Origin of the sequence: Massilia terrae (genome assembly GCF_024753145.1) — a bacterium.
GTDB classification, from domain to species: domain Bacteria; phylum Pseudomonadota; class Gammaproteobacteria; order Burkholderiales; family Burkholderiaceae_D; genus Telluria; species Telluria terrae.
In genome coordinates this window covers 52,075-68,985 of record NZ_JANUGU010000007.1, presented here as the reverse complement: position 1 = coordinate 68,985, position 16,911 = coordinate 52,075, and the positions used below count along the sequence as shown (strand labels likewise).

17 protein-coding genes are annotated in these 16,911 nt (G+C 64.4%); 15 read left to right on the top strand and 2 right to left on the bottom strand.

Annotated features, from left to right (window positions below):
* Positions 1–14 precede the first annotated feature (14 nt).
* Positions 15–335 (top strand): PilZ domain-containing protein, encoded by a 321-nt coding sequence (locus NX778_RS18465; RefSeq protein ID WP_258813251.1) that lies wholly within the window; start codon positions 15–17, stop codon positions 333–335.
* Between the two features lie 325 nt (positions 336–660).
* Here the strand turns inward: NX778_RS18465 and NX778_RS18460 are convergent, their stop codons facing one another.
* Positions 661–1,119, bottom strand: a complete 459-nt coding sequence (locus tag NX778_RS18460; RefSeq protein WP_258813250.1) for a SixA phosphatase family protein — start codon at positions 1,117–1,119, stop codon at positions 661–663.
* A gap of 145 nt (positions 1,120–1,264) precedes the next feature.
* Here NX778_RS18460 and pstS point away from each other — a divergent pair, with 145 nt between their 5' ends.
* The 13 genes from pstS to NX778_RS18395 all read left to right on the top strand — a co-directional run bounded on the left by pstS (position 1,265) and on the right by NX778_RS18395 (position 15,292).
* Entirely contained in the window at positions 1,265–2,302 is a 1,038-nt protein-coding gene (pstS, locus tag NX778_RS18455; protein ID WP_258813249.1) for a phosphate ABC transporter substrate-binding protein PstS, read from the top strand.
* A 127-nt stretch (positions 2,303–2,429) separates the two neighbouring features.
* Entirely contained in the window at positions 2,430–3,419 is a 990-nt protein-coding gene (pstC, locus tag NX778_RS18450) for a phosphate ABC transporter permease subunit PstC (protein WP_258813461.1), read from the top strand.
* The gene (pstA, locus tag NX778_RS18445) at positions 3,416–4,273 is read left to right on the top strand and encodes a phosphate ABC transporter permease PstA (protein WP_258813248.1); all 858 of its coding nucleotides are present in this window, start codon (positions 3,416–3,418) and stop codon (positions 4,271–4,273) included. Before pstC ends, pstA begins: the two co-directional genes overlap by 4 nt.
* A gap of 3 nt (positions 4,274–4,276) precedes the next feature.
* Positions 4,277–5,086 (top strand): phosphate ABC transporter ATP-binding protein PstB, encoded by an 810-nt coding sequence (gene pstB / locus NX778_RS18440; RefSeq protein WP_370661348.1) that lies wholly within the window; start codon positions 4,277–4,279, stop codon positions 5,084–5,086.
* A 23-nt stretch (positions 5,087–5,109) separates the two neighbouring features.
* Entirely contained in the window at positions 5,110–5,820 is a 711-nt protein-coding gene (gene phoU, locus NX778_RS18435) for a phosphate signaling complex protein PhoU (protein ID WP_258813247.1), read from the top strand.
* Positions 5,813–6,505 carry a phosphate regulon transcriptional regulator PhoB gene (gene phoB / locus NX778_RS18430; RefSeq protein ID WP_258813246.1) on the top strand — a complete coding sequence of 231 codons (693 nt, stop codon included), beginning with the start codon at positions 5,813–5,815 and terminating at the stop codon, positions 6,503–6,505. The genes phoU and phoB overlap by 8 nt, the downstream gene beginning before the upstream one ends.
* Positions 6,506–6,564: 59 nt before the next feature.
* Positions 6,565–7,857, top strand: a complete 1,293-nt coding sequence (phoR, locus tag NX778_RS18425; protein ID WP_258813245.1) for a phosphate regulon sensor histidine kinase PhoR — start codon at positions 6,565–6,567, stop codon at positions 7,855–7,857.
* 229 nt (positions 7,858–8,086) lie between these two features.
* Entirely contained in the window at positions 8,087–9,001 is a 915-nt protein-coding gene (locus NX778_RS18420; protein WP_258813244.1) for a patatin-like phospholipase family protein, read from the top strand.
* Between the two features lie 21 nt (positions 9,002–9,022).
* Positions 9,023–9,436 (top strand): heme-binding protein, encoded by a 414-nt coding sequence (locus tag NX778_RS18415; protein WP_258813243.1) that lies wholly within the window; start codon positions 9,023–9,025, stop codon positions 9,434–9,436.
* A 415-nt stretch (positions 9,437–9,851) separates the two neighbouring features.
* Entirely contained in the window at positions 9,852–11,018 is a 1,167-nt protein-coding gene (gene carA, locus NX778_RS18410; protein ID WP_258813242.1) for a glutamine-hydrolyzing carbamoyl-phosphate synthase small subunit, read from the top strand.
* Positions 11,018–14,248 carry a carbamoyl-phosphate synthase large subunit gene (gene carB, locus NX778_RS18405; RefSeq protein WP_258813241.1) on the top strand — a complete coding sequence of 1,077 codons (3,231 nt, stop codon included), beginning with the start codon at positions 11,018–11,020 and terminating at the stop codon, positions 14,246–14,248. The genes carA and carB overlap by 1 nt, the downstream gene beginning before the upstream one ends.
* Before the next feature lie 106 nt (positions 14,249–14,354).
* Positions 14,355–14,834, top strand: coding sequence for a transcription elongation factor GreA (gene greA / locus NX778_RS18400; protein ID WP_258813240.1), 480 nt, complete (start codon positions 14,355–14,357; stop codon positions 14,832–14,834).
* Positions 14,834–15,292 (top strand): DUF4149 domain-containing protein, encoded by a 459-nt coding sequence (locus NX778_RS18395; RefSeq protein WP_258813239.1) that lies wholly within the window; start codon positions 14,834–14,836, stop codon positions 15,290–15,292. The genes greA and NX778_RS18395 overlap by 1 nt, the downstream gene beginning before the upstream one ends.
* 270 nt (positions 15,293–15,562) lie before the next feature.
* Here the strand turns inward: NX778_RS18395 and yhbY are convergent, their stop codons facing one another.
* Complete coding sequence (gene yhbY, locus NX778_RS18390; protein ID WP_258813238.1) at positions 15,563–16,033, bottom strand: ribosome assembly RNA-binding protein YhbY; 471 nt, start codon at positions 16,031–16,033, stop codon at positions 15,563–15,565.
* Between the two features lie 43 nt (positions 16,034–16,076).
* On the opposite strand from yhbY, the gene NX778_RS18385 reads away from it, so the two are divergent.
* On the top strand, positions 16,077–16,763 hold the full coding sequence (locus tag NX778_RS18385; protein ID WP_258813237.1) for an RlmE family RNA methyltransferase: 687 nt from the start codon (positions 16,077–16,079) through the stop codon (positions 16,761–16,763).
* Positions 16,764–16,911: the final 148 nt, after the last annotated feature.

The window sequence follows — 16,911 nt, the reverse complement described above, 5'->3', positions numbered from 1 at the left end:
AAGAGTAACACATCGTGACAGTAGAGCAACGGAATTCGCTTCGCAGGGTCATCAAGACCAAGGCCCTGCTGGCCCTTGATGGCAGGGGCACCGATTCCGGCCGTACCACCGACGTTGGCATGGACGGCCTGGGCATTAACTTCCCCGATCCAGTCGACGCCGGCCGCCCCGGCTACGTCCGCTTCACCGTGCTGATGGAAGGCCAGCCGAGCGTGGTGACGGCGCGCGTCAAGACACAGTACTGCATCTTCAGCCAGGGTGAATTCAAGGTCGGCCTGCAGTTCATGGACCTCGACCAGTCCGCCTCGGTGGTGATTTCGCGCTACCTGCGCTGACGGACGCTGCAGATGCGAAAACGGCGAGTGTCTAGCGAGGACCCCGCCGTTTTTCGTGTATCCCGGGCGACCCGGAAGAAGTCACTACTCGTGGTAGTGATCATGGAGACCTTCGGCGCGTTCCCGATAGTCCCTGTACAGCTCATAAAATAGCATGGCGACCATGCCGCCAAGCATTGCTAGTCCGACTACGTTCATAACAATAAAACGCTCTTCAGCATTCCCTCGCTTGTTGGGTGGATGAATGAACCGCTCCTTTCTTCCGTCCGCCTTACAGTTACAGACTAGGACGAAAATTACGGTTTTGCAAGCCCTGCCGTGCAACTTATTTGAGGGTCATTTCCGGCGTCATGACCGCCTTGAGACGCAGGGTGTATGCATCAGCTGGATCGCGCTGTTCGAACCACCAGACCGCGCCGCGCGCGAAGTCCAGGTCCACCTGGCGGCCCAGCAGTAAAAGCGAGGCCAGCCGCCCCAGGGTCGGCTGGTGCCCGACCACCAAAACGGCCTGGCCGGCGTCGGGCCAAGCGGCCGCCTTCAGGACCGCCAACGGATCGGCGGCGGGGCCGATCGTTTCCAGCACGTCATAATCGCGCTCCAGCTTGTCCACCGTCTGCTGGGCCCGGGTCGCCGGGCTGGCCAGGATGCGGCAATGCTCGGGCAGCCGCACGTTCAGCCAGTCCGCCAGCTGCCCGGCCTGTTTGTGACCGAGCGCGGTCAGTTCGCGCAGGCGGTCCGGCGATCCTTCCTCGGCATCGGCGTGGCGCCACAAGATCAGTTCCATATTGTTCTCCTGCGTTGGGGCAAACGTGCGGCAAGCGTGGCTGGACAGGTCCAAGATGACGCATCGCCGGGTTCGTGTCATAAACCTGTCATATTTCGCCAGTAGACTTCCAGCCATCAAAATCGTGCCACATAAGGGGAATTCCATGCGCATGAAGCAGCTGTTCGTTTCGATCGCCGCCGCCGCCACCACCATGGCCGCCGCCAACGTCCTTGCCGCCGACATCACTGGGGCCGGCGCGACCTTCCCGTACCCGATCTACGCCAAATGGGCCGAGCTGTACAAGAAAGCCACCGGCACCGGCCTGAATTACGCTTCGGTCGGCTCCGGCGCCGGCATCAAGCAGATCAAGGCCAAGACCGTCGATTTCGGCGCTTCCGACATGCCGCTGCCGGCCGATGAGCTGGCCAAGGAAGGCCTGTACCAGTTCCCGGCCATCATGGGCGGCGTGGTCACGATCGTCAACCTGCCGGGCGTGGCCGCCGGCCAGCTCAAGCTGTCCGGCCCGGTGCTGGCCGACATCTTCCTCGGCAAGATCACCAAGTGGAACGCGCAGGAAATCGCCGCCCTGAACCCGGGCGTCAAGCTGCCGGCCGAGGACATCACCGTCGTGCACCGCGCGGACGGCTCGGGCACCTCCTTCCTGTTCACCGACTACCTGTCCAAGGAAAGCCCCGAGTTCAAGAGCAAGATCGGCGCCGGCACCGCGGTCAAGTGGGCCACCGGCGTGGGCGGCAAGGGCAACGAGGGCGTGGCCGCCAACGTGCAGCGCATCAAGGGCGGCATCGGCTACGTCGAATGGGCCTACGCCAAGAAAAACCGCATGACCCACACCCAGCTGAAGAACAAGGACGGCGTGTTCCTGCAGCCGGGCGACGACGCCTTCAAGGCCGCCGCCGCCAACGCCGACTGGGCCAAGGCCCCCGGCATGGCCGTGGTGCTGACCGACCAGCCGGGCAAGGCCGCCTGGCCGATCACCGGCGCATCGTATATCCTGCTGCACAAGGTGGGCGACGCCGCCCGCACCAAGGAAGTGCTGAAATTCTTTGACTGGGCCTACAAGAACGGCGGCGCTTCCGCCGGCGAGCTGGACTATGTGCCGATGCCGGCCAACGTCACCAAGCTGGTCGAGGACGGCTGGAAGGCCAACCTGAAGGACGCATCGGGCAAGGCCATCTGGTAATGGCGCACGGGCGCGGGCAGCAGGTGTGCCCGCCATGCGGCCTCACGGCGCGTGGCGGGCTTCGTGCCGACCGCGCTTCACTAGTAACGAGTCACCATACAATATGAGCGCACGACCGCCAGTCGCGATGTCCCAGCAGGCCGCCTCCGGGCTCGCCCACGCCGAAGAGGCCGCACTCCGCAATACCATGCGCAAGCAGCGCATCCAGGATTTCCTGTTCCACAAGCTGACCCTGCTGTTCGCCGCCGTCGTGCTGGCGGCGCTGGTCGGCATCATCGTCTCGCTGGCGATGGATGCCTGGCCGGCCTTCAAGCAGTTCGGCCCCGGCTTCATCACCTCCAGCGAGTGGGACCCGACCAACGAGCTGTTCGGCGCCCGCATCGCGATCTGGGGCACGCTGTCGACCTCGGTCATCGCCTTGCTGATCGCCTTCCCGGTCAGCTTCGGCATCGCCCTGTTCCTGACCGAGATCTGCCCGGTGTGGCTGCGCCGCCCGCTGGGGACCGCGGTCGAACTGCTGGCCGGCGTGCCGTCGATCATCTACGGCATGTGGGGCCTGTTCGTGTTCGCGCCCCTGTTCGCCGACCACATCGAGCCCGTCCTCAAGGGCACGCTGGGCCAGCTGCCCTTCGTCGGGCCGCTGTTCCAGGGCCCGATCATGGGCGTCGGCATCCTCACCGCCGGCGTGATCCTGGCCGTGATGATCATCCCCTTCATCTCCTCGGTGATGCGGGACGTGTTCGAGATCGTGCCGGCCGTGCTCAAGGAATCGGCCTACGGCCTCGGCTGCACCCGCTGGGAAGTGGTGCGCAAGATCGTGCTGCCCTACACCCGCAACGGCGTGGTCGGCGGCGTGATGCTGGGCCTGGGCCGCGCCCTGGGCGAGACCATGGCCGTGACCTTCGTGATCGGCAACGCCAACGAGCTGTCGTGGTCGCTGCTGGGCCCGGGCTCGTCGATTTCCTCGACCCTGGCCAATGAATTCGGCGAAGCGGTCGGCCTGCACACGGCCTCGCTGTTCGCGCTGGCCCTTATCCTGTTCGCAATTACCTTCATCGTGCTGTCTGCCGCAAAACTGATGTTGCTGGGCATGTCCCGCAAGGAAGGCGTGAAATGATCGACGCCGCCAAGAACCCCGTCTACCGGCGCCGCCTGCTGGCGCACCGCATCGGCATCGGCCTGTCGGTGCTGGCGATGGCGGTCGGCCTCGGCTTCCTGCTGTGGATCCTGGCCACGCTGCTGATCAATGGCGTGTCAGCCCTGAGCCCGGCGCTGTTCACCCACGACATCCCGCCGCCGGGCGAGGCGGGCGGCCTGCGCAACGCGATCGTCGGCACGCTGCTGATGGTCGGCCTGTCGACCCTGGTCAGCACCCCGATCGGCGTGCTGGCCGGCATCTATCTCGCCGAGTATGGCGACCGCAACAAATTCGGCCAGGTGACCCGCTTCGTGACCGACATCATGCTGTCGGCGCCTTCGATCGTGATCGGCCTGTTCGTGTACGCGATCTATGTCGCCAACGTCAAGCACTACGCCGGCTATGCGGGCTCGATCGCGCTGTCGCTGATCGCGATCCCGGTGGTGGTGCGCACCACCGACAATATGCTGCGCCTGGTGCCGAGCAGCCTGCTGGAAGCCGCCTTCGCCCTCGGCGCCCCGCGCTGGAAGGTGGCGATGCTGGTGCGCCTGCGCGCCGTGAAGGCGGGCGTGATCACCGGCGTGCTGCTGGCGGTGGCCCGGGTGTCCGGCGAAACCGCGCCGCTGCTGTTCACCGCGCTGGGCAACCAGTTCTACAGCACCAATATGAATGCGCCGATGTCGAGCCTGCCGGACGTGATCTACCACTTCGCGATGAGCCCGTACGACGACTGGCGCGCGCTGGCCTGGGGCGGCGCCTTGCTGCTGACCTTCAGCGTGCTGCTGCTGAATATCCTCTCCCGCACCGTCTTCAGCCAGAAGGCGCCGCGCTAAACCATGAAGAACGATTTGATGAACCAGACCATGTCCCCCCCGATCCTCGCGGAAGAGAAGATGAAGACGATCGAGATCTCCGGCCTGAACTTCTTCTACGGGAAGACGCAGAGCCTGAAGAACGTCAGCCTCGACATCCACGACAAGCAGGTGACGGCCTTCATCGGCCCGTCCGGCTGCGGCAAGTCGACCCTGCTGCGCACCCTGAACCGCATGTACGACCTGTACCCGGGCCAGCGCGCCGAGGGCAGCATCATCTACCGCGGCCGCAACATCCTCGACCCGGGCCTGGACGTGAACATGCTGCGCGCCAAGGTCGGCATGGTGTTCCAGAAGCCGACCCCGTTCCCGATGTCGATCTACGACAATATCGCGTTCGGCGTGCGCCTGTACGAGAACCTGTCCAAGGGCGAGATGGACGAGCGCGTCGAATGGGCCTTGAAGAAGGCGGCGCTGTGGGAAGAGGCCAAGGACAAGCTGAACAAGAGCGGCCTGTCGCTGTCGGGTGGCCAGCAGCAGCGCCTGTGCATCGCGCGCGGCGTGGCGGTCAAGCCGGACGTGCTGCTGCTCGACGAGCCGACCTCGGCGCTGGACCCGATCTCCACGGCCAAGATCGAGGAACTGATCAGCGAGCTGAAACAGGACTACACGATCACCATCGTCACCCACAATATGCAACAGGCGGCGCGGTGTTCGGACTACACTGCCTACATGTACCTGGGCGAACTGGTGGAATTCGGCGAGACCGACCAGCTGTTCATGAACCCGGCCCGCAAGCAGACGCAGGACTACATTACCGGCCGTTTCGGCTGAATAAGAACAGAACGGAGAAAGAGATGATAGGCGAGCACCACTCATCCAAACAGTACGACCAGGAGCTGGAAGCGATCCGCTCCAAGGTCCTGCTGATGGGCGGCATGGTCGAGACCCAGTACGAGGAAGCGATCAACTGCTTCAAGGTGGGCGATGCGGCCAAGGCCGACAAGGTGATGGCCGACGACCACGCGGTCAACCAGCTGGAAGTGCAGCTGGACGACGCCTGCAGCCACCTGATCGTGCGCCGCCAGCCGGCCGCCAACGACCTGCGCACCGTGATGGCGACCATCAAGGTGATCACCGACCTCGAACGCATCGGCGACGAGGCGACCAAGATCGCGCGCACCTCCAAGAGCCTGCACGCGCGCGGCAGCATCGGCTTCGCCCACTACGACATGGTGCGCACCATCGCGCGCGCCGCCTCGGACCAGCTGCACGACGCGCTCGACGCCTTCGCCCGCCTCGACGGCGCCCAGGCGCTGCAACTGATCGCGGCCGACGAAGTGGTGGACCACGAGTTCCGCTCGGTGCTGCGCAACCTGATCACCTTCATGATGGAAGACCCGCGCACGATCTCGTCGGCGCTGGACACGCTGTGGGTGGCCAAGGCCATCGAGCGCATCGGCGACCACGCCAAGAACATCGCCGAGTACGTGATCTACGTGGTCGAGGGCAGGGACATCCGCCACATGGCCAAGCCGGGCGCCGGCAGCGAGACCGCAAATGGCTAACCCGACCCGGGTCCTGATCGTCGAAGACGAGCCGGCCATCGTCGAGCTGGTGAAGTATTCGCTGCGTGAAGCCGGCTGGGAAGTGGTCCACGCGGGCGACGTCGCCAGCGCCTGGGACACGATCACGCGCGGCCGCCCGGACCTGCTGCTGCTCGACTGGATGCTGCCGGACCAGAGCGGCCTGCGCCTGCTGGGCAAGATCCGCGCCGACCGCGACTTCAAGGACATCCCGGTCATCATGCTGACGGCGAAGAGCATGGAAGAAGACAAGGTCGCGGGGCTGGAGACCGGCGCCGACGACTACGTCACCAAACCGTTCTCGCCGCGCGAGCTGCTGGCGCGCTCGCGTGCGCTGCTGCGCCGCAAGAGCCCGCACGTGGGCGACGCGCCGCTGCAGGCCGGGCCGATCGTGCTCGATCCGGGCAGCTGCACGGTGCAAGTGGACGGCAAGGAGATCGACATCGGCAATGCCGAGTACAAGCTGCTCAAGTACCTGATGGCGCACCAGGAGCGCGTGTTCTCGCGCGCCCAGCTGCTCGACAAGGTGTGGGGCGACCACGCCGTCATCGAAGAGCGCACGGTGGACGTGCACGTCGGCCGCCTGCGCAAGGCGCTGGGGCCGGCGGACCGGCTGATCCGGACGGTGCGCAGCGTTGGGTATATGCTGTCGGAAAAACGAAACTAGCCTATAAGCCGTCGTCCCCGCCTGCGCGGGGACGACGGGGGACGATAACAATAATCTCGATGAATCCAAAACTGCTGTTCTGGGTTCCAGCGCTCCTGCGCCTGGTCCTGGTGTTCCTTGCGGCCAGCGTGGTCTGGTGGATGGCCGGTCCGATCCAGGCGCTGCTGCTGGCGCTGCTGATCGTGCTGGGCATGCTGGTGGCCCAGCTGTTCTACCTGTCCAAGCTCGACGAATGGCTGGCCGATCCGCAGAGCGGCAAGCTGCCCGATGGCTGGGGCTCGTGGACCGAGGTCTTCGCCCGCCTGTACCGCATCCGCCGCGACGACGAGCGCAACCAGGCCGACCTGGCCGAATGGCTGGCGCGCTTCCGCCAGGCGATGCAGATGCTGCCGGAAGGCGTCGCCATCATGGACGACGTGCTGCAGCTCGAATGGTGCAATCCGGCCGCCGGCAAGCACCTCGGCCTGACGCTGGAACGCGACCAGGGCCGCCGCGTCACCAACCTGGTGCGCCAGCCCGAATTCATCGACTACATCATCCTCGGCCGCTTCGACCAGCCGCTGACGCTGCACTTCCGTGGCCGCAAGCTGCAGGTGCAGATCATCCCCTTCGAGAACCGGCGCCAGATCCTGGTCTCGCACGACGCCACCGAAGGCGAGCGAGTCGAAGCGATGCGCCGCGACTTCATCGCCAATGCCTCGCACGAGCTGCGCACGCCGCTGACGGTGATCGTCGGCTTCCTCGAAATCGCGCTGGCCGATCCGGACCTGGACGCGGCCACCCGGACCGCCCACCTGAACCTGATGACCGAGCAGGCGACGCGCATGCAGCGCCTGATCGAGGACATGCTGACCCTGTCGCGGCTGGAGTCGGACGAGTACCCGCTCAAGCGCGAGCACGTGGACGTGGCGCGGATGATGGAATCGGTGGCGCAGGAGGCGAGGGCGCTGTCCGGCGGCCGCCACCAGATCAGCGTGCATGTGGATGGACCGGACGTGATGGGCAGCCCCGAGGAATTGCGCAGCGCCTTCGCCAACCTGGCCTCGAACGCGGTGCGCTATTCGCCGAACGGCGGCAGCATCGTGCTGTCATGGGAGCGCGGGCCGGACGACCTGCGCTTCTCGGTGAAGGACAGCGGCATCGGCATCGACCCCCAGCACCTTGCGCGCCTGACCGAGCGCTTCTACCGGGTCGACAAGAGCCGCTCGCGCGAGACCCAGGGCACCGGCCTGGGGCTGGCGATCGTCAAGCACGTGCTGGCGCGGCACGGCGGCCGGCTCAAGATCGAGTCGGAGCCGGGCAAGGGCAGCACTTTCATCGCCAGCTTGCCGAATACCTCGCTGCCGGGTTAAGCCGCCGGCCTTCAAACTCGGCATGGCCCCGGCCTCCGCCGGGACGACGTGTTAATTGTATTGTTATCTTTGAAACCGTCGTCCCGGCGCAGGCCGGGACCCAAGAGCGGTTGCTCGGCGGCGCAGCGTTCAATTAGGTATGCTTGAGTCCCAGCACCTTTAAGTTCCGGGAAATAATCCAGCGGTGTGAACGGAGTACAATGCCCGCTTGCACTTAATTCCCACAGTTATGTTCTCACGACGTAAAGCCCTTGTTGCCCTGTCCGGCCTGGTGCTGGCCGGCTGCGGCAGCGAACCGAAAGTCCCGCCGGTTATTGCTGCCGCTCCCACTCCTGCTCCTGTCCTACCACCGCGCAAGCTGCGCATCGCGCTCGCGCTGGGCGGCGGTGCGGCGCGCGGCTTCGCCCATATCGGGGTGATCAAGGCGCTGGAGGCGCAGGGTATCGTGCCGGACATCGTGGTCGGCACCAGCGCAGGCTCGGTGGTGGGCTCGCTGTATGCCTATGGCTACAATGGCTTCCAGCTGCAGAAGATTGCGCTGGACATGGACGAGGCGACGATTTCCGACTGGGCGATGCCCTTCTTCGGCAAGTCGACCGGCGTGCTCAAGGGCGAGGCGCTGCAGAGCTACGTGAACAAGGCGGTCCACAATACGCCGCTGGAAAAGCTGAAGATCCCGTTCGGCTGCGTCGCAACCGACCTCAAGAACGGCGAGCCGATCCTGTTCAGGCGCGGCAACACGGGCCTGGCGGTGCGCGCCTCGTCCTCGGTGCCGAGCGTGTTCCAGCCGGTGACCATCAACGGCCACACCTACGTGGACGGCGGCCTGGTGGCCCCGGTGCCGGTGCGCTTTGCCAAGGAAATGGGGGCGGACTTCATCATCGCGGTCAATATCTCCAGCGCGACCGAGGGGCAGAAGGTGGCCAGCTCGCTGGATGTGTTGATGCAGACCTTCACGATCATGGGGCAGCGCCTGAACCAGTTCGAACTGAAGGACGCGGACGTGGTCATCACGCCGCCGCTGGGAACGATGGGCAGCAGCGATTTCAACGGCCGCAACCTGGCGATCCTCGCCGGCGAGCAGGCGGCCGCGGCGGCGATGCCGCAGATAAAGGCCAAGCTCAAGGCCAAACAACAAGCATAATCACTCGAAGAGGACAACATCATGCAAATGAAACCTGTACTGACGCTGGAAGACGCCAAGAAGATCGCCGCCGCGGCCGAGGCCGAAGCGAACCGCAATAACTGGAAGGTCGTGATCTCGATCGTGGACGACGGCGGCCACCTGTTGTGGCTGCAGCGCCTGGATGGCGTGGCGCCGGTCTCGTCCTACATCGCGCCGGCCAAGGCCCGCACCGCGGCGCTGGGCAAGCGCGAGTCGAAGATCTATGAAGACATGATCAACAACGGCCGCGTGTCCTTCATGCGCGCGCCGGAGCTGGATGGCATGCTGGAAGGCGGCGTGCCGATCGTGGCCGATGGCCATGTCGTGGGCGCGGTGGGCGTGTCGGGCGTGAAGTCGGCGGAGGATGCGCAGATTGCCAAGGCGGGTATCGCGGCACTGGGGCTGGCTGCCTGATTCCACGCTGCGTCCAAATTTAGCTACCTTATACCCGTCGTCCCGGCGCAGGCCGGGACCCATACTGAGTTTGCGTCAAGCTTGCGTTTGCGGCTTCGGATCCTCAGCATGGGTCCCGACCTTCGCCGGGACGACGTTTTTGAAGGTGATCACTCAACAGTTATTTATTTTATGAATCGATAACTTAAGAGTTATATGTTTTGATAGGTCGCGCCGCGTGATTTATACGCGACCCAATTGCCGGGCATGTGCCGTTACGCTATAATTTGGGGGTTTAGCCATTACAAACCACCTGCCGTAGCGACGACATCACTGCCTAAATCTGAATGACATTCCGAGCCGCGATAAGAAAAGCGGATATCTCTGCGAATGTCGGTCTCTGGCGCCGCTGCGGTAACTTTAACGGGAGTTACCCTTGCCGCCGTTTTTCTCTGGCTCAGCCGTTCCCGCCATCCTGGCCCTCGCCGACGGTACGATCTTCAAAGGTTATTCCATTGGCGCCGCCGGCCACACGACCGGTGAAGTGGTGTTCAACACCGCCATGACCGGCTATCAGGAAATCCTGACCGATCCCAGCTACACGCGCCAGATCGTCACCCTGACCTATCCCCACATCGGCAACACCGGTGTCAATCCGGAAGACGTCGAGGCCGCCAAGGTCCACGCCGCCGGCCTGATCATCCGCGACCTGCCGCTGCTGGCCTCCAATTTCCGCTCCACGCAATCGCTGTCGGACTACCTGAAGGCCGAGAACGTGGTCGCCATCGCCGGCATCGACACCCGCAAGCTGACCCGCATCCTGCGTGAAAAAGGCGCCCAGAGCGGCGCGATCCTGGTCGGCACCCAGGGCGCCGAGCCGCAGCCGGCACTGGCGCTGGAACTGGCGCGCTCGTTCCCGGGCCTGGACGGCATGGACCTGGCCAAGGTCGTCTCGACCAAGGCGCCTTATGAATTCACCCAGACCGAGTGGAAGCTCGGCCAGGGCTACGGCAAGCAGGACAAGCCGAAGTTCCACGTGGTCGCCTTCGACTACGGCGTGAAGTACAACATCCTGCGCATGCTGGCCGAACGCGGCTGCCGCATCACCGTGCTGCCGGCGCAGAGCACCGCCGCCGACGCGATGGCGTACAACCCGGACGGCATCTTCCTGGCCAACGGCCCGGGCGACCCGGCCGCCTGCGACTACGCGATCGAATCGACCCGCGAACTGGTCGAATCGGGCATCCCGGTATTCGGCATCTGCCTGGGCCACCAGCTGATGGGCCTCGCCGCCGGCGCCAAGACCGTCAAGATGAAGTTCGGCCACCACGGCGCCAACCACCCGGTGCAGGACCTCGACAGCAAGCAGGTGATGATCACCTCGCAGAACCACGGCTTCGCGGTGGACCCGGCCACGCTGCCGGCCAACTGCCGCGTGACCCACGTGTCGCTGTTCGACGGTTCGCTGCAGGGCTTCGCCCGCACCGACAAGCCGGCGTTCTGCTTCCAGGGCCACCCGGAAGCCTCGCCCGGTCCGACCGACGTCGCCTACCTGTTTGACCGCTTCATCAACCTGATGCAAGCCGCCGCGGAGAAAAAGTAATGCCAAAACGTAGTGATATCAAAAGCATCCTGATCATCGGCGCCGGCCCGATCATCATCGGCCAGGCCTGCGAATTCGATTACTCCGGCGCGCAAGCCTGCAAGGCGCTGCGCGAAGAGGGCTACAAGGTCATCCTGGTGAACTCGAACCCGGCGACCATCATGACCGACCCGGAGATGGCCGATGTGACCTACATCGAGCCGATCACGTGGAAGGTGGTCGAGAAGATCATCGACAAGGAGCGTCCCGACGCGATCCTGCCGACCATGGGCGGCCAGACCGCGCTGAACTGCGCGCTCGACCTGCACCGCAACGGCGTGCTGTCGAAGTACAAGGTCGAGCTGATCGGCGCCACGCCGGAAGCGATCGACAAGGCCGAGGACCGCGCCAAGTTCAAGGCCGCGATGACCAAGATCGGCCTCGGTTCGGCACGTTCGGGCGTCGCGCATTCGATGGATGAGTCGTGGGCGGTGCAGCGCGAGCTGGGCTTCCCGGTCATCATCCGTCCTTCGTTCACGATGGGCGGCACCGGCGGCGGCATCGCCTACAACGAAGAAGAGTTCGAGACCATCTGCAAGCGCGGCCTGGAAGCCTCGCCGACCTCCGAACTGCTGATCGAGGAATCGCTGATCGGCTGGAAGGAATACGAGATGGAAGTGGTCCGCGACAAAAAGGACAACTGCATCATCGTGTGCTCGATCGAGAACCTGGACCCGATGGGCGTGCACACCGGCGACTCGATCACCGTGGCGCCGGCGCAGACCCTGACCGACAAGGAATACCAGATCATGCGTAACGCGTCGCTGGACGTGCTGCGCGAGATCGGCGTGGACACCGGCGGCTCCAACGTGCAGTTCTCGATCAACCCGGCCGACGGCCGCATGATCGTCATCGAGATGAACCCGCGCGTGTCGCGTTCGTCGGCGCTGGCTTCCAAAGCGACCGGCTTCCCGATCGCAAAGGTGGCCGCCAAGCTGGCGGTCGGCTTCACGCTGGACGAGTTGCGCAACGAGATCACCGGCGGCGCGACCCCGGCTTCGTTCGAGCCCTCGATCGACTACGTGGTGACCAAGGTCCCGCGCTTCACCTTCGAAAAATTCCCGGCCGCCGACAAGCACCTGACCACCCAGATGAAATCGGTGGGCGAGGTGATGGCGATCGGCCGCACCTTCCAGGAATCGTTCCAGAAGGCGCTGCGTGGCCTCGAGGTCGGCGTGGATGGCCTGAACGAGAAGACGCGCGACCGCGAGACCATCGAGGAAGAACTGGGCGAGCCGGGTCCGGAGCGCATCTGGTACGTGGGTGACGCTTTTGCCCAGGGCTTCACGCTGGAAGAAGTGCACGCGCTGACCAAGATCGACCCGTGGTTCCTCATCCAGATCAAGGAGATCGTGGACATCGAGCTGTGGCTGGACCACCAGAAGCTTGAGAACATCGACAAGCCGACCCTGTACAAGCTGAAGCAGAAAGGCTTCTCGGATCGCCGCCTGGGCTTCCTGCTGCACGTGACGCCGGCCGAGATCCGCGCGCGCCGCCACGAGTTCGGCATCCGCCCGGTGTACAAGCGGGTCGACACCTGCGCGGCCGAATTCGCGACCAACACCGCGTACATGTACTCGACCTACGACGAGGAGTGCGAGTCCAACCCGACCGACAAGAAGAAGATCATGGTGCTGGGCGGTGGCCCGAACCGGATCGGCCAGGGCATCGAGTTCGACTACTGCTGCGTGCACGCGGCGCTGGCGATGCGCGACGACGGCTACGAGACCATCATGGTCAACTGCAATCCGGAGACCGTGTCGACCGACTACGATACCTCGGACCGCCTGTACTTCGAGTCGCTGACGCTGGAAGACGTGCTCGAAATCGTCGAGCTGGAAAAGCCGGTCGGCGTGATCGTGCAGTACGGCGGCCAGACCCCGCTGAAGCTGGCGCTCGACCTCGAGGCGAACGGCGTGCCGATCATCGGCACCTCGCCGGACATGATCGACGCGGCCGAAGACCGCGAGCGCTTCCAGAAGCTGCTGCAGGACCTGGGCCTGCGCCAGCCGCCGAACCGCACCGCGCGCACCGAAGCCGAGGCGCTGGCGCTGGCATCCGAGATCGGTTACCCGCTGGTGGTGCGCCCCTCGTACGTGCTGGGCGGCCGCGCGATGGAGATCGTGCACGAGCAGCGCGACCTGGAGCGCTACATGCGCGAAGCGGTCAAGGTGTCGAACGATTCGCCGGTGCTGCTGGACCGCTTCCTGAACGACGCGATCGAGTGCGACGTCGACTGCATCTCGGACGGCGAGACCACCTTCATCGGCGGCGTGATGGAGCACATCGAGCAGGCTGGCGTGCACTCGGGCGACTCGGCCTGCTCGCTGCCGCCGTACTCGCTGGCCCAGGCCACGATCGATGAACTGAAGCGCCAGACCTCGCTGATGGCCAAGGCCCTTAACGTGGTCGGCCTGATGAACGTGCAGTTCGCGATCCAGCAGCAGGAAGTGGACGGCAAGCTGCAGGACACCGTGTACGTGCTGGAAGTGAACCCGCGCGCATCGCGCACGGTGCCGTTCGTGTCGAAGGCGACCGGTCTGCAGCTGGCGAAGATCGCGGCGCGCTGCATGGTCGGCCAGACGCTGGAGCAGCAGGGCATCACCAAGGAAGTCGTGCCGCCGTTCTTCAGCGTGAAGGAAGCCGTGTTCCCGTTCGTGAAATTCCCGGGCGTGGACACCATCCTCGGGCCGGAGATGAAGTCGACCGGCGAGGTGATGGGGGTGGGCACGACCTTCGGCGAGGCCTTCATCAAGTCGCAGCTGGCGGCCGGCATCCAGATGCCGGAGTCGGGCAAGGTGTTCCTGTCGGTGAAGGCGTCGGACAAGCCGCGCACCGTGCAGGTGGCGCGCGACCTGGCGCAGCTGGGCTTCACGCTGGTGGCGACCAAGGGCACCGCGGCCGTGATCGAGGCGGCCGGCATCCCGGTCACCGCGGTCAACAAAGTGATCGAAGGCCGTCCGCACATCGTCGACATGATCAAGAACCACGAGATCGCGATGGTGGTGAACACGGTCGAGGAAAAGCGCAGCGCGATCGCCGACTCGCGTACGATCCGTACCTCGGCCCTGATGGCGCGCGCGGTGACCTACACCACGATCGCCGGCGCGGAAGCGGCGATCCAGGGCATGCGCAGCCTGGACCAGTTGCGTGTCTACGATTTACAAGGTCTCCATAAGGCCTTAAACTAAGCGTCAAGCAGTACCCGTAAAACCACAGAGCTCGTGCGGCCCAAGCCGTGCGCCTCTGTGGTTTTCGCTTGGTACGGTCACGAACAATCGCTAGAAGCAGAAAACTATGAACACAACAGTTCCACTTACCAAATTCGGCGCCCAGCTCCTGAAGGAAGAACTGCATCAGCTCAAAACGCAGGAACGCAAGAAGGTGATCGAGGCGATCGCCGAGGCGCGCTCGCACGGCGACCTGTCCGAGAACGCCGAGTACGACGCGGCCAAGGAGCGCCAGGCTTTCATCGAGGGCCGCATCGCCGAACTGGAAGCCAAATTGGGCAGTGCGCAGATCATCGACCCGTCGACGCTGGACGCGGAAGGCCGCGTGGTGTTCGCGTCGACCGTCGCCCTCGAGGACCTGGAAAATGGCCAGAAGGTCACCTACCAGATCGTCGGCATCGACGAGGCTGACCTGAAGGTGGCCAAGATCTCGGTGACCTCGCCGATCGCGCGCGCCCTGATCGGCAAGTACGCCGGCGACGTGGTCGAGGTGCAGGCGCCGTCCGGCCCGCGCGAGTACGAAATCCTGGAAGTCCGCTACATCTGATGGCCGGGCGCGCCGCGGTGCTGCCTGCCGTGCGCCTGCTGCTGGCGGTCCTGTGGGCCGGCAGCCTGTGGGCGCTCGGCTACGTCGCGGCGCCGACCGTGTTCGGCATGCTGGGCACGGGGCAGGCGGGCGATGTCGTCGGCGCGCTGCTGGCGCGGCAGGCGTGGATCGCGATCGTTTGCGCGGTCCTGCTGCTTGGCCTGGCGCGATTCGCGCCGGACCTGGATGCGAAGCGGCGGCGTTCGCTGGTGATCGTCATCGCGGCGATGCTGGCGTGTGCACTGGCGGTCTATCTCGGGCTGCAGCCGGCGATGGCGCATCTGCGTGAGCTGGCCGGGCCGGCCGGGGTGAGGGCGTCGCCGTATTGGACTCAGTTCGCGGTGATGCATGGGGTGTCGCAGCTGCTGCACTTGGTCGAGAGCGCGCTGGGTGTGGTGCTGGTGCTGAAAAGCCGCTAGCTTGTCGCTTGCCCCTGCTTCCAAAACCGTCGTCCCCGCGCAGGCGGGGACCCATGGAATATGCGAGCGGAGGCAATGCTTCCGAGCGCAGCGTATCCGCTCACTCAGCATGGGTCCCGGCCTGCGCCGGGACGAGGGATTGGATTGGGTGGGGAAAGCATGAGCCGCAGTGCTGTGGGCTCAGGATGGGGCCCGGCCTTCGCGGGGACGACGAGTTGTGAGTAGCGGTTAATGCATAAAAAAACCGGGAACTGGTCCCGGTCTTTTCAATCACTTGTTCAGCGCGCTTTTCTTGGTGCTGGCCTGGCGCGGCTTGGCGCGTTTGACGTTGCCGCCGGCGGTCACCCGTTCGTTCCCCTTGAGCAGGACCTTCTTCACGGTCGGCTTGGTCCGGCCGCTCGGGCTCGGCTTGACGATGGTGACCATGCGCATGCCCTTGCCGGTCTTGCCGGCGCGTTCCTTGTCCGCCTCTTTCTTCGGGCGGTACAGCACCAGCAGCTTGCCGATGTGCTGCACGGGCGAGGCGTCCAGTTCTTCGCAGATCTGTTCGTAGATGGCGATGCGCGCCTCGCGGTCGTCGCCGAACACGCGCACCTTGATCAGGCCGTGCGCGTCCAGGCTGGACGAGATTTCTTTCATGACCGCCGGGGTCAGGCCGGCTTCGCCGATCATGACTACAGGATTGAGCCCGTGGGCTTCGGCGCGCAGGGCGCTGCGTTCGGCGGGAGTGAGTGTAAGCATATTATGTATTTTGATGATCCTTTAAAAGCAGTATTCTACGCGAATGGCCAAGAACAAATTAAATAAAAACTGGTTGCACGACCACATCAACGACCCGTATGTGAAGTTGGCCCAGAAGGAAGGTTACCGCGCGCGCGCCGCCTACAAGCTCAAGGAAATCGACGAGGCCGAGAAGCTGATCAAGCCGGGCCAGGTGATCGTCGACCTCGGCTGCACCCCCGGCAGCTGGGGCCAGTACACCCGGCGCAAGCTGGCCGGCAAGGAGGGCGGCGGCATCCACGGCACCATGATCGGCCTGGACATCCTGCCGATGGAGCCGATCGCCGATATGCATTTCATCCAGGGCGATTTCCGCGAGGAGGAAATCCTGGGCCAGCTGGACCAGCTGCTGTCCGGCCGCAAGGCCGACCTGGTGCTGTCGGACATGGCGCCGAACCTGTCCGGCATCCCCGCGGCCGACGCCGCGCGCATGGAACACCTGATCGATTTGGCGATTGAGTTCTCTCAACTCCACCTGAAGCCATCGGGGGCATTGTTGGTGAAGTGTTTCAAGGATATGGGCTTCACCCAGATCCTGGAGAAGTTCCGCGACGAATTCAAGACCGTCAAACAGGTCAAACCCAAGGCCAGCCGCGACAAATCGTCCGAGATTTTCCTGCTGGGGCGCGGGCTCAAGCGTCCAGCCCAACAAAAAGATGGCGAAAACGACGGCCCAGCCCTTGATATTTGAGCCTGCAGCCGCACATCACTCGCGAGAGGCATGTCGTGCGGCGCCACATCGCTTGCTGGAGTGTACCGAAATATTAATAAAGTGGTATTTCGACACGCCCCGGTAGTGACGCGTGGCACGGCCTGCTTATTGCAGGTAAAATCGGCAT

Bases quoted from the DNA above. Each gene is read 5' to 3' on its own strand.
- NX778_RS18460 (WP_258813250.1), bottom strand. From the start codon at position 1,119: ATGGAACTGATCTTGTGGCGCCACGCCGATGCCGAGGAAGGATCGCCG.
- pstS (WP_258813249.1), top strand. From the start codon at position 1,265: ATGCGCATGAAGCAGCTGTTCGTTTCGATCGCCGCCGCCGCCACCACC.
- pstC (WP_258813461.1), top strand. From the start codon at position 2,430: ATGTCCCAGCAGGCCGCCTCCGGGCTCGCCCACGCCGAAGAGGCCGCA.
- pstA (WP_258813248.1), top strand. From the start codon at position 3,416: ATGATCGACGCCGCCAAGAACCCCGTCTACCGGCGCCGCCTGCTGGCG.
- pstB (WP_370661348.1), top strand. From the start codon at position 4,277: ATGAAGAACGATTTGATGAACCAGACCATGTCCCCCCCGATCCTCGCG.
- phoU (WP_258813247.1), top strand. From the start codon at position 5,110: ATGATAGGCGAGCACCACTCATCCAAACAGTACGACCAGGAGCTGGAA.
- phoB (WP_258813246.1), top strand. From the start codon at position 5,813: ATGGCTAACCCGACCCGGGTCCTGATCGTCGAAGACGAGCCGGCCATC.
- phoR (WP_258813245.1), top strand. From the start codon at position 6,565: ATGAATCCAAAACTGCTGTTCTGGGTTCCAGCGCTCCTGCGCCTGGTC.
- NX778_RS18420 (WP_258813244.1), top strand. From the start codon at position 8,087: ATGTTCTCACGACGTAAAGCCCTTGTTGCCCTGTCCGGCCTGGTGCTG.
- NX778_RS18415 (WP_258813243.1), top strand. From the start codon at position 9,023: ATGCAAATGAAACCTGTACTGACGCTGGAAGACGCCAAGAAGATCGCC.
- carB (WP_258813241.1), top strand. From the start codon at position 11,018: ATGCCAAAACGTAGTGATATCAAAAGCATCCTGATCATCGGCGCCGGC.
- greA (WP_258813240.1), top strand. From the start codon at position 14,355: ATGAACACAACAGTTCCACTTACCAAATTCGGCGCCCAGCTCCTGAAG.
- NX778_RS18395 (WP_258813239.1), top strand. From the start codon at position 14,834: ATGGCCGGGCGCGCCGCGGTGCTGCCTGCCGTGCGCCTGCTGCTGGCG.
- yhbY (WP_258813238.1), bottom strand. From the start codon at position 16,033: ATGCTTACACTCACTCCCGCCGAACGCAGCGCCCTGCGCGCCGAAGCC.
- NX778_RS18385 (WP_258813237.1), top strand. From the start codon at position 16,077: ATGGCCAAGAACAAATTAAATAAAAACTGGTTGCACGACCACATCAAC.